The 11,894-nt window shown below is 38.1% G+C and carries 12 protein-coding genes; 11 read left to right on the forward strand and 1 reads right to left on the reverse strand.

The annotated features are described in order from the left end of the window. Window positions 1-19 precede the first annotated feature (19 nt). The 7 genes from prmA to AVJ20_RS00675 all read left to right on the forward strand — a co-directional run bounded on the left by prmA (window position 20) and on the right by AVJ20_RS00675 (window position 7,069). Entirely contained in the window at window positions 20-922 is a 903-nt protein-coding gene (prmA, locus tag AVJ20_RS00645; protein WP_078188734.1) for a 50S ribosomal protein L11 methyltransferase, read from the forward strand. 18 nt (window positions 923-940) lie between these two features. Beyond that, complete coding sequence (locus tag AVJ20_RS00650; protein ID WP_111883765.1) at window positions 941-1,825, forward strand: DUF3426 domain-containing protein; 885 nt, start codon at window positions 941-943, stop codon at window positions 1,823-1,825. A 392-nt stretch (window positions 1,826-2,217) separates the two neighbouring features. After that, a complete protein-coding gene (fis, locus tag AVJ20_RS00655; RefSeq protein ID WP_001086304.1) occupies window positions 2,218-2,487 on the forward strand; it encodes a DNA-binding transcriptional regulator Fis in 270 nt (89 codons plus the stop codon). 95 nt (window positions 2,488-2,582) lie between these two features. Beyond that, window positions 2,583-4,157 carry a bifunctional phosphoribosylaminoimidazolecarboxamide formyltransferase/IMP cyclohydrolase gene (purH, locus tag AVJ20_RS00660; protein WP_111883874.1) on the forward strand — a complete coding sequence of 525 codons (1,575 nt, stop codon included), beginning with the start codon at window positions 2,583-2,585 and terminating at the stop codon, window positions 4,155-4,157. A 132-nt stretch (window positions 4,158-4,289) separates the two neighbouring features. Continuing rightward, a complete protein-coding gene (gene purD / locus AVJ20_RS00665; protein ID WP_111883875.1) occupies window positions 4,290-5,573 on the forward strand; it encodes a phosphoribosylamine--glycine ligase in 1,284 nt (427 codons plus the stop codon). Window positions 5,574-5,656: 83 nt separating this feature from the next. Next, window positions 5,657-6,499 carry a TIGR02391 family protein gene (locus tag AVJ20_RS00670; RefSeq protein WP_111883766.1) on the forward strand — a complete coding sequence of 281 codons (843 nt, stop codon included), beginning with the start codon at window positions 5,657-5,659 and terminating at the stop codon, window positions 6,497-6,499. Window positions 6,500-6,511: 12 nt separating this feature from the next. Next, window positions 6,512-7,069, forward strand: coding sequence for a GNAT family N-acetyltransferase (locus AVJ20_RS00675; protein WP_111883767.1), 558 nt, complete (start codon window positions 6,512-6,514; stop codon window positions 7,067-7,069). A gap of 240 nt (window positions 7,070-7,309) precedes the next feature. Here the strand turns inward: AVJ20_RS00675 and AVJ20_RS18945 are convergent, their stop codons facing one another. Further along, window positions 7,310-7,435: a pyrimidine/purine nucleoside phosphorylase gene (locus AVJ20_RS18945; protein WP_416240528.1), complete on the reverse strand. Its 126-nt coding sequence runs from the start codon at window positions 7,433-7,435 to the stop codon at window positions 7,310-7,312. Between the two features lie 851 nt (window positions 7,436-8,286). Here AVJ20_RS18945 and AVJ20_RS00685 point away from each other — a divergent pair. The 4 genes from AVJ20_RS00685 to AVJ20_RS00700 all read left to right on the forward strand — a co-directional run bounded on the left by AVJ20_RS00685 (window position 8,287) and on the right by AVJ20_RS00700 (window position 11,829). Continuing rightward, a complete protein-coding gene (locus AVJ20_RS00685; RefSeq protein WP_111883768.1) occupies window positions 8,287-9,159 on the forward strand; it encodes a MetQ/NlpA family ABC transporter substrate-binding protein in 873 nt (290 codons plus the stop codon). 74 nt (window positions 9,160-9,233) lie between these two features. Then, window positions 9,234-10,259 (forward strand): methionine ABC transporter ATP-binding protein, encoded by a 1,026-nt coding sequence (locus AVJ20_RS00690; protein ID WP_111883769.1) that lies wholly within the window; start codon window positions 9,234-9,236, stop codon window positions 10,257-10,259. Next, window positions 10,256-10,951 (forward strand): methionine ABC transporter permease, encoded by a 696-nt coding sequence (locus AVJ20_RS00695; protein WP_111883770.1) that lies wholly within the window; start codon window positions 10,256-10,258, stop codon window positions 10,949-10,951. Before AVJ20_RS00690 ends, AVJ20_RS00695 begins: the two co-directional genes overlap by 4 nt. Window positions 10,952-11,364: 413 nt before the next feature. Beyond that, a complete protein-coding gene (locus AVJ20_RS00700; protein ID WP_228157133.1) occupies window positions 11,365-11,829 on the forward strand; it encodes a hypothetical protein in 465 nt (154 codons plus the stop codon). Window positions 11,830-11,894: the final 65 nt, after the last annotated feature.

Raw genomic sequence — 11,894 nt, forward strand, 5'->3', positions numbered from 1 at the left:
ACTCATTTAGGTTATGTCCGTGAAGTGGTTACAAATTCATATTACTGTTGAAAAAGCTCAAGTTGATTACACTGAAACGCTGCTCAGTTCTTTAGGTGCAGTCAGTGTCACGCTAGATGATGCAGAAAATCAGGATTTACTTGAACCACTTCCAGGTGAAACACCACTTTGGAATAAAGTGATCGTAACTGGTATATATGCACAAGAAGATGATGAAGAAATTGATGTAGCTGCATTAGAAACATTTATTAAAGCTCAACTTCCTGAAGCACCAATGCGTAGCGAATTCATTGAAGACCAAGAATGGGAACGCACATGGATGGATGCTTACGAGCCTATCCAAATTGGTGAAAAATACTGGATCGTACCAGAATGGATGGAAGCGCCAGAAGCAGACGCCGTAAACATCAAACTAGACCCAGGTCTGGCATTTGGTACTGGCAACCATGCATCAACATTCTTATGCCTACAATGGTTAGGTAAAGTTGATCTTAAGGATAAAATCGTCATCGACTACGGTTGTGGTTCTGGTATTTTAGGTGTTGCCGCTTTACTTTTGGGTGCAAAAAAAGTTTATGCCACTGATATTGACCCACAAGCCGTTTTAGCAACACAACAAAATGCCGAATTGAATGGTGTACTGGAAAATTTGTATGTAGGCCTACCTGAAGAGTTCAACCAAGAACTCGCTGGACAAAAAGCCGATGTGTTTGTTGCTAATATTCTTGCAGGCCCTCTAATGGCCTTGGCTGCAGAATTCTCAACTTTAATTAAATCTGAGGGCGAGTTCGCACTTGCAGGTGTAATTGAAGAGCAAGTTTCTGATGTTTCTAGTGTTTATTCTGAATTTTTTGATATATTAGACGTAGAAAAACGTGACGAAACATGGTGCCGAATTTCGGGTAAACGCCAACAGTATTAAAATTTAAAATGTGTACTTATGAGCGACAAATTAACTAACTGCCCTACTTGTTTTACAACATATAAAGTAACTGTTCCGCAGCTTACTGTCGCTCAGGGCATGGTTTGTTGCCCAAAGTGCTCTACATCTTTTAATGCACTGTCTCATTTGGTGGTAGATAAAGCGTTGTCTTTTTCTACCCCTGAGCCAGAAAATGCTCCGCAAAAAAATACCAATACTATTATTAATGTCAGCGAATTTAATAATACGCTTACGCCAGTGACTGTTGAAGAAACACCAACCCACCATTTATTAAAACTATTTGATCAAAAAGTCGAAAACTCTAATATCGATCTAAAAACTTATTTAAATAACTTAAATTATTTCAGTACCGAGCCTATCGGCAACCTTCCTGCAGTAAATTGGGCAGAACAAGCTGAAAAAGATAAAAAGCGTACACCACTTAACTATTTTATGTGGTTCTGTATTAATGCCTTCTTATTTGGTGCACTTATATTCCAGTTTTTCTGGTTCAATCCACAATATTTAAAAAACAGTCCAGTGATGGGTGCTGCATTTACTGCGGTCTGTGATGTATTCAATTGTTCACGCCTAGAGGAACATTACAGTTTAATTAGTACCAAAAAAGTCAAAATTCGTAGCATTGGAAATAATGAAACACGTTTTACAGGTGAAATGATCAATTTTCATGACCGTAGCCTTGCCTTACCCAATATGAAAATTTCACTAAAAGAAAATGGTACTGAAATAGCAAACTATACGCTTTTACCTGAAGAGTATTTGGACAAAAGTCTGTATGGCATCCAACGGATCCCAAAAAGTAGTCCTTTTAAATTCCAATTTAGCCTACCAATTGCACGCAAAAGCTTCGATAATTATTCAATTGAGTTGATTCGCCCCTAATATTGGAAAAAACTATTAAAAAAGTAAAAAAAACATAAAAAAAATGCAGTTTTCTTGCTCACTTTTTCCTAGACAATGGTATGATACGCGCCACGAAAGCTTTGTGCTGCAAACTCCTCGCTAATTTTTCACAACAAATACAATCCCAACCGTGCGCTTTAATATTTATTGCGTATTGAGTAGATTTTTTGTTTGTTTTTTAGGCTGTAACAATTATTAATCTATTGTTACGCTTATTTTTCGAACAATTTTGCGAGTTGTGTCAAGCTACAAGTAATGTACAAGTTTTAGAACTCCGCATTAGGAACTAAAACGGAGTTCATTCAAGTTTATAGACCACTTTTAACAAATCACTTTACCCAAGTGATATTTGATTTTTCGGATTAATTCGCATGAATAGCAAATCTCCTATTTTTACTGCACAATCTGATGTCGCTCTTCGTATTCACGTAGATCGCGCAGTTCGCCATTACTTTGCACAATTGCAAGGCGAGCAACCATCTCAGGTATACGATATGGTGCTGGCGGAAATGGAGAAGCCTCTTCTATCTGTAGTTCTTGAATATACACGTGGTAATCAAACCCGTGCTGCTGAGATTCTCGGCTTAAACCGTGGTACTTTACGTAAAAAGTTGAAAGCTCACGGTTTAATGAGTGAATAAATGATAAAATGCTTGCGGCTTCCGCAGGCATTTTTTTTAACCTGCATTTTGCTAATTTTGTTTTAATCTGTTCCTTGAAAACTGTGACGAAGATCATGACTATTAAACGCGCTTTAATCTCTGTGTCTGACAAGACTGGAATTGTTGAATTTGCACAAGAACTTGTTGCTCTAGGGGTAGAAATTTTATCTACTGGCGGAACATACAAATTGTTGAAAGACAATAATGTTGCCGTAGTTGAAGTTTCAGAGCACACAGGTTTCCCAGAGATGATGGACGGCCGTGTAAAAACGCTACATCCGAAAATTCATGGTGGTATCTTAGCTCGTCGCGGTCTAGACGAAGCTGTGATGGCTGAACACAACATCGATGCAATCGATCTGGTAGTTGTTAACCTTTATCCGTTTGCTGCAACTGTTGCAAAACCGAACTGCTCACTTGCTGATGCGATTGAAAATATCGACATCGGTGGTCCGACTATGGTTCGTGCTGCTGCGAAAAACCATGCATCTGTAGGTATCGTAGTAAATGCATCTGACTATGGAACTGTTGTTGAAGAGTTAAAAGCTGAAGGCGCATTATCACATGCAACTCGTTTTGACCTTGCGGTTAAAGCATTTGAACATACTGCACAGTATGACGGCATGATTGCATCTTACTTAGGCGCTCGCGTAGGTAAGGAAGAAGGTCAAGCAGATAAATTTGCGCGTACTTTCAATACTCAATTGAACAAAGTTCAAGACTTACGTTACGGTGAAAACCCGCATCAATCTGCTGCTTTCTATGTAGAAGACACAGCAACTGAAGCATCTGTTTCTACTGCGAAACAACTTCAAGGTAAAGAATTATCTTATAACAACATCGCAGACACTGACGCAGCACTTGAATGTGTAAAATCATTTGCTAAGCCTGCATGTGTCATCGTAAAACACGCAAACCCATGTGGCGTAGCAGTATCTTTAGACGGCATCCAAGCGGCTTATGACCTTGCTTATGCAACTGACCCTGAATCTGCATTCGGCGGCATCATTGCATTTAACCGCGAATTAGATGTTGCAACTGCTCAAGCAATTGTTGACCGTCAATTCGTTGAAGTGATCATTGCTCCTAGCGTTGCTGAAGGCGTGCTTGAAGTGACTGGCGCGAAGAAAAACGTACGTGTACTTGTATGCGGCGAGCTTCCTGCGATCACTGAGCGTAAAGCACAGCTTGACTACAAACGTGTAAATGGCGGTCTATTGGTTCAAGACCAAGACTTAGGCATGATCACAAAAGATGACCTTAAAGTTGTGACTAAACGTGCACCAACTGAACAAGAAATCGATGACATGATCTTTGCTTGGAAAGTTGCGAAATACGTTAAATCAAACGCAATTGTTTATGCTAAAAACCGTCAAACGATTGGTGTGGGCGCAGGTCAAATGAGCCGTGTGAACTCTGCTCGTATTGCTGCAATCAAAGCTGAACATGCTGGTTTAGTTGTTGAAGGTGCTGTAATGGCATCTGATGCATTCTTCCCATTCCGTGATGGTATTGATAACGCTGCGAAAGCAGGTATCAAATGCATTATCCAACCGGGTGGTTCTATGCGTGATGAAGAAACAATTGCTGCTGCTGATGAAGCTGGTATTGCAATGGTCTTCACTGGCATGCGTCACTTCCGTCACTAAGTTGGCAACTTGATCATGACAATTAAGCACATTTTTTTGCTTAATACACTAGATTTCTAATCTTGCATAAAGTCCTCTCCTGCTTTCAGGTTGAGGACTTTATGTCATTTTCGATTCATGGAGTATGAACCGATGAATATTTTAGTTTTGGGTAATGGCGGTCGTGAACATGCATTGGCATGGAAAATCGCACAAGATGACAAAGTTGCAAAAGTATTTGTAGCACCGGGCAATGCGGGTTCTGCAACTGAAAATAAATGCGAGAATGTTGCCTTAAATATTTTAGACAACGCTGCGATTATCGACTTTGCAAAAAGCAATGTAGTTGATTTAATCGTGGTTGGTCCAGAAGCACCACTAGTCAATGGTGTAGTCGATGCTTGCCGCGAAGCTGGTGTTAAAATTTGGGGTCCGACTCAATTTGCAGCGCAGCTTGAAGGCTCTAAAGCATTTGCTAAGCACTTCTTAAAACGCCACAACATTCCAACTGCTTTCTATGATGTATTTACAGAAGTAGATGCAGCGAAAGCATTTGTTGAAAAAAATGGTGCGCCGATCGTGATCAAAGCTGACGGCCTTGCTGCTGGTAAAGGCGTGATCGTTGCCATGACCAATCAAGAAGCATTCGATGCAATTGATGACATGCTTGCAGGCAACAAATTTGGTGATGCAGGCTCACGTGTTGTGATCGAAGAATTCCTTGCTGGTGAAGAAGCGTCTTTCATTTGTATGATTGATGGCGACAACATATTACCGATGGCAACTTCACAAGATCACAAACGCATATTTGAAGGCGACCAAGGTCCAAACACTGGCGGTATGGGTGCTTACTCTCCTGCGCCTGTTGTGACTTCTGACGTATTTGAAAAAACCATGAATGAAGTGATGCGTCCTACCGTTGAAGGTATGAAAAAAGACGGTCATGTTTATACAGGTTTCTTATACGCAGGCTTAATGATTGACGAACAAGGTCAACCTAAAGTGATCGAGTTCAACTGTCGTTTTGGTGACCCTGAAACTCAACCCATTATGATGCGTTTAAAATCATCTTTAGTTGATTTGGTTGAAGCTGGCATTGCAGGTAACTTACCAAAAGAAGCTGAATGGGATGAGCGTAAGACTGTAGGTATCGTACTTGCGTCTAAGGGCTACCCTGAAACGTCTAGCAATGGCGATGTGATTTCTGGTTTAGACACTGAAATGGCGGATGCGAAAGTGTTCCATGCTGGTACTAAAGCACTTGAAAATGGTGACATTGTAACTGCTGGCGGTCGTGTACTTTGCGTGACTGCGCTAGGCAACACCATTGGCGAAGCGCAAGCGAAAGCTTTAGAGCTGTGCCAAAAAGTAACGTTTGACGGCGTTCAATACCGTAAAGATATTGGTTACCGTGCGATTGCTCGTGAAAATGCTTAATCTATTTTAGATTAAGAAAAACCCCGCTGAGTGCGGGGTTTTTTGATATATTCAATTAAATATCAAACAAATACTTTCTAAAAATGCGCTTTAATTTATTTAATCAACCATCTGAAGAAATACAATATTTAGGGACACCTTATACGCAAGATTGCATTGAAGCAATTGCCTTAGTTCTACAATTTGAAGAACAAGTTGAACGAGCACTTGTTTTAACTAATGATCATAATCATTGTTTTTTTATTAAAGGTTATCGAACTGTTTATCTCATTAGATATGGCTTTAGATCAGATTATATCTCAGAAGGTTATAAAGGTTTTGTTAAAGCTTTAAAACTATTGCAAAGGCATAAAATTGAAATCAAAGAGCTGCTTATATCAACTAAAGAATTTGAAATCATTAGGCAAAATTCGTTAAGTGATAGTAACGTAGAGTCTTTCTTAAATAGTTCTTATAGCCAGACTAACACAATTTATGATTACATTAGCAATTTAGATTTTATGCTTAATGAACCTTTAAAAATAAATGACTATTATCCTAGCGAATTGCCATTAAATTTAATTGACGAGAGAATTATAGATTTAGCTTTTAAGTTTAACTTAGATGCTGATGCATCAATAATGACTGCGTATACTCGATTAGAAGATATTATTCGAGAAAAAATAAATTCGCAAAAATTCTCTAGCTCACTAATGGAAGATGCATTTTGTTCAGACGTAAAGAAAAATAAGTTATCCCCCTTCAAATGGGAGGCAGAAAATGAAGAAGCCTCTAATGCCATAGGCAGACTATTTGTAAATATGTTTAAAGCTTATCGCAATCAACGCGCTCATAGTGAAGTAAAAAAATCCTTCTCTCAGCTCCAAAGAGAGTTTTTACTAATCAACGAGCTGTATCAACTAGAAAATGAGTCAATCAAACGATAATCTATTGTCACTATGACTAATCAACTCCAAACCCCTCGCCTCATTCTCCGCCAATGGAAAGACTCCGACACTGCCCCATTTATCCAAATGTGTGCAGATGACGACGTCATGCGCTATTTCCCTAACAAACTTGATGCTTCCGAAGCGACTGCATTTATGCAGCGCCTACGTGATGCAATCGAAACACGCGGTTGGGGTTTATATGCCGTTGAGTTGAAAGCCACAGGCGAATTTATTGGTTTTATCGGCTTACATGTACATCCCCCTGAGTTTGAAATGGCCGATGCACCAGAAATTGGTTGGCGCTTACTGCCGCAATACTGGCATCAAGGCTATGCCACCGAAGGAGCAAAAGCTGTACTCAAATATGCTTTTAGAAACCTAAGATTAGATAAAGTCATTTCATTTACAGCGATTTTAAATACGCCTTCGGAACGTGTGATGCAGCGCATTGGCATGGTAAAAGTACGCGAGTTTAATCATCCGCTTGTACCAGCAGAACACCCATTAAACTGTCATGTGCTGTATGAAATACAGCGTAGTGATTATTTGCACATCCCCTTTTGCTAATTAAATAATTATTCACAGCAAATTCAAAACTCTAACTCTGGCAAATATTGGCTATGGATGATGTTAAAAACTTTAATTTTTGTTACCGCAGGAATTCGTATACGAAAACTAAATTATCCATTAAATCATATAAAAAACCCCGCTAAGTGCGGGGTTAAGAAAAAATATCAATATCGATCACTAGCAATTCAAACATCTTGAGGTATAAGCTCAAGCAACTGCAAACCTGTCTAAGCATGCTTAATCAAAATGGCATACATAATCGACAACATCGGTATATTGCACTTTAAAAATTGAATCTTGTGGAACAATAAAGCTTTCGCCAGAAGTATATTGAACAAACTCGACCTGCTCCCCAATTTGCACAACACACTACCCCGATGTGATTTCAACACGTTCTTTCACATGCACCTTAAACGTCATGGGTTGCTCTGATATCAAAAATACATCTATAGATTTTTTGGATACCATCTTCCATTTTTAAAACGTGGCTCACCGATCTACCGCGATAATGAACCGTAGGCTTTTTACAACTGAGACGAAATCAAACTGATTTAACATAGCGTGCCGCACATAGCAATTTATTATGATCAATTATAAAGCAGCTTATATTAAACAATGTAGCGGATTCAATCTTCCTCAGATTTAGATCTAAGATTTTGAAAAACCATGAATCAGAGTTGAACTGTAAATGTATCAATAAAGATTTCAATGCAGATTAGATTGGAGCACTTCGTTATTTTCACATATGAATGTTACAAATTTTGTGTATGACAGGACTTATTTCATTTTTATCATTTTTTCAGCAATACATTTTAAAATTTGTTATATAGACCTAAACTTATATAAATGATGTACTTAAATAGTTTAATTATAAATAATATATTGTTTTTACTTATTAAATTATTTAATTAAACATATTCCATATACATTTTTGGTGCTAAGCATAACTTTTTAAATCACTATATTGAATAATAAAAAATTGATATGATGCTTAGCGAAATATAGAGATTTGCTTTATTAAATCTTTTGTTTACAGCAGCTTGCAATTGCTATCTTTTCCCATTTAGAAATAGACTCAGATCTAATTGTATAAGTCTGTGTAGCATTCTAAATTATTAAGTATCTATCAGCCTGTCTGATAAAAGACTTAAGTAAATCTCTCCATAATATGATTTGTGAATTTATTAATTTTATAAATTTACTCGGGTGAATATATGAAAAAGCTCCTAGGATTAGTTCTCGGTTTATCTGTGGGCCTTTCAGGCTGTGGTAAACAAGAAGCTCCTGCAACTGACGCCGCACAACAAAAAGACACTGCAGAAGTGCAAACTGTTACCATGGCTTCGACTGGTTCAGATGCTGATATTTGGCGCTATATTGCTACGCTTCCTGAAACCAAAGAAGCTGGCATTAAACTTGAAGTGAAAAACTTTACTGACTATGTGTCTATGAACACTGCTGTAGCGAACAAAGAAATTGATGTTAATGCATTCCAGTCATATGCCTATATGGTTGCGTTTAATGACAATAATAAAGATAAAATCGCACCGCTTTCGACTACTTATTTAGAGCCAATGGGTATCTATTCAAGCAAAGTCAAAAAACTTGAAGAGTTCAAAACAGGTGCAACAATTGCGATTCCAAATGATGGCGCAAACGAATCACGTGCATTGTTGCTACTTCAATCTGCTGGCTTAATCAAACTTAAAGCTGATTTTGACGATGTAAAAGGCACACCTGCTGACATAACTGAAAATGCGAAGAAAATCGTAATCAAACCAATTCAAATGGCGACTGCGGTTCGTGTTAAAGACGAAGTTGATGCGATTGTTTTGGGTAATACCCTTGCGATGGAAGGTGGTTTAAACGTACTGAAAGATGCAGTTTACTATGAGCCAATCGACCAAAGTACAAAAATGAACGTGAACATTCTTGCTGTTGCTGCTGACCGTCAAAATGACCCAGTACTACAAAAAGTAGGTGCGCTTTATCACACTCCAGCAGTTAAAACTTACATCGATGAACATTTTGGTGGTACTAAAATTGATGTAAACAAACCAACTAGCTACCTCACTGAAGCAAAATAGTAATATAATTTCTTCAAATAAACAGGCAAAGTTTACTTTGCCTGTTTTTTCATTTCTGAACCTTTTTTGACGCTATGATCCAATTTAAAAATATCTCCAAGCATTTTGAGCTAAAAGGCCAAACCGTTACAGCACTGGATCAGATTAATCTGGACATTCCAGATGGCTGTATTTTCGGTCTAATTGGCTACAGTGGTGCAGGCAAAAGTACCTTAATCCGTTTAATTAATTTGCTAGAACGTCCTAGTGAAGGGCAAATTATTATTCATGATAAAGACTTTACTGCTTTAAATTCGGCAGAGCTACGTCAAGAAAGAACCAATATTGGCATGATCTTCCAGCACTTCAATTTACTGCAAACCAAAACAGTTGCAGAAAATATTGAAATGCCGCTTAAACTTTTAGGTGCGTCTAAAGCTGAACGCCAAAAACGTTTAGAAGAGTTGCTCGAATTTATTGACCTAAAACATAAGAAAAATGCCTATCCAGATGAGCTCTCTGGTGGCCAAAAACAACGTGTCGGGATTGCCCGTGCGCTTGCCAATCATCCTAAAATTTTACTGTGTGATGAAGCAACATCTGCTCTCGATCCGCAAACCACTAAGTCGGTATTGGCGTTATTAAAGAAAATCAATCAAGAACAAGGCATTACTATTGTCATGGTCACCCATGAAATGGATGTGATTGAATCTGTTTGTGATTATGTTGCGGTAATGGAACAAGGGAAAGTCATCGAACATGGCTCAACCTTAGAGATTTTTAGTCAGCCAAAACACAATACAACCAAAAATTTTATTCAAACTGTATTGCAGCAACAGCTCCCTGTTAATATTTTAAATAATTTAGAAAATCAAAATCATAACAGCATTTATTGTTTAAAATTTCTCGGCAGTTCGGCACAGGAAACCGTCATTCAAGCGGTAATTAAACAGTTTGATATTAGCCTGAATATTTTGTTTGCCAATATGACTGAAATTAATGGTGCGGTGATTGGACAAATGTTCGTTCAGCTATTAGGTGATGCAGCATTGATTCAACAAGCGGTGGCGTTCTTAGAACAACATGGCGTTGAAGTCACTCAAGCAGGAGTTCAGCAATGAGAGATTTAATTGTTCAATGGCTGACTCAAATTACAGCACCCTTTTGGAAAAGTTCTTTGTCCATGGATCAGTTCGTCACTGCCCTACAAGAAACTTTTCACATGGTGTTCTTTGCCATGCTCTTTGGCTGTATTTGGGGTTTTATCCAGGCCGTGATTTTATATGTCTCACGTCCACAAGGCATTTTGCCTAACCGTGTCATCTACCATGGTTTGAACCCGATTGTGAATGCGCTGCGTTCATTGCCATTTATTATCCTCTTGATTGCGGTCATCCCTTTGACCAAAGTCATTGTGGGTACTTCAATTGGTACTTGGGCTGCAATTGTTCCTCTCACAATCTATGTTGGTCCTTACATTGGTCGTCTGATTGAAACTTCGTTGCTTGAAGTGAATGACGGCATCATTGAGTCTGCTCAAGCGATGGGTGCATCTCCGCTGCAAATCATTACTAAATTTGTCCTACCAGAGTCTCGTAGCTCTTTAATTTTAAACTTAACGACTGCAACCATTAGCTTAATTGGTGCAACAGCCATGGCGGGTGCAGTAGGTGCAGGCGGTATCGGTGATCTTGCCATTTCTTATGGTTATCAACGTTTTGATAGTAGCGTGGTCATCATCACCGTCATTGTCTTATTGATCTTGGTACAAATCGTACAAAGTCTGGGGGACTGGTTATCGAAACTGCGCTAAGCCTGCATAATTCATATATTTAAGCTCTCTTCGGAGGGCTTTTTAGTTTCTTAGATTCTAAAATTTAGTTTTTAATGCCGCAATTAAACCAAAATTTTTTTTAGTTTTAAATTATTTTGACGGCAAATTAGCAACACCATAAAATTTAAAATATGACCTCCAATATTACGTTTCCAAAAACTTGAATGAGTACAAAATATCAAAAGAATAGAATTTTATATTCCCCATGCAAACAACACTGCCAGCACAAATTTTCCGCTTAATTTTTTTTCACAACGGGGATATTCATCACTTCAGCAGCATCTGCATCCATTGCTAATTATGACTATCTCACTAGTATTAAGGTAAATGATGTTGACTTAGCCTCACCCTTGCCTGCATCAAAAGCAAATGCATTAATCAGAAAAAATCCAGTGAAGCCAAAATATGAATATTCAGAATGTACTGGTAATACTGAATTTCATGTCACATCAAAAGGTAAATTTCTAAAATTTGAAATTTATGCTGAGGACAATCCTCAAGTTAAAAATGATTCATTCTATAAAAATAAAAACAGCTTCGCCCAACTTGGACAAACCAAAGGGGTTGTTTGGATGGAATGGGATAAATCCACTCAAATACGCGTTAAAATTCAAATTGGGTCAAAACATCTGATAAGCCAATATGACTATCAACAATTTGTAAAAGACTTTACCAAAAGTGCAAAATTGGCCAATCCCAATGAAGTTGCATATGTGATTTTACTCTCACCGACTCATGCAAAATCCTTGCTGAAAGAGCCGCAAAACTATGATTTACCCTATATTGGTAACCTAGCCTTCAACTTTAAAAATGGCAAATTAACTGCCTTTTCAGTGAATCAAGGTATTGCTTGCTAAATGGTGCTTGTCATACAGCGTTTATTGATTAAACAGTGAATTTATAAATCTGCATAAAGCCATGC

Source organism: Acinetobacter sp. CFCC 11171 (genome assembly GCF_003268405.1).
GTDB lineage: Bacteria > Pseudomonadota > Gammaproteobacteria > Pseudomonadales > Moraxellaceae > Acinetobacter > Acinetobacter amyesii.